The following is a 420-nucleotide window of genomic DNA, read 5'->3' on the forward strand; positions in this document are numbered from 1 at the left end:
ATTCGGAACACCATGGTGCCATTTCAGTACATTTTCCATAAAGCTTACCCCTTTTCCCTTAACCGTATGGGCAATAACCAGGCTTGGTTTACCGGCTTCAAACGGCATGGCATCGAACGCCTCCTGTAAGGCGGCAATGTCGTGGCCATCCACATGCCGCACCACCCAGCCGAAAGCCTCAAACTTTTTATCGAGGGGGTCCGTNAACGTATTCTTATCAATGATTGCGCACAGGTTATCGAGCTTATAGTGGGATGCCAGCAGGGCTGCTTCCCAGTTCGACCCCTCCGGCAGTTCGCCGTCACCGAGCAGGGTAAATACCCGATAGGCCAGGTTATCGAGTTTGGCAGCAATGGCTGTTCCGACGCTTAGCGGGAGCCCGTGGCCGAGTGACCCCGTATTTTGTTCAACCCCCTTGAC

The 420-nt window shown here is 53.9% G+C and carries 1 protein-coding gene; it reads right to left on the reverse strand.

The features are described 5' to 3' along the window. Positions 1-420 (reverse strand): thiamine pyrophosphate-binding protein (locus tag BLX24_RS31260; protein WP_510185444.1); only part of this gene is annotated, 420 nt, incomplete at both ends.

It is taken from the genome of Arsenicibacter rosenii, from assembly GCF_001870735.1.
Lineage (GTDB): Bacteria > Bacteroidota > Bacteroidia > Cytophagales > Spirosomataceae > Arsenicibacter > Arsenicibacter rosenii.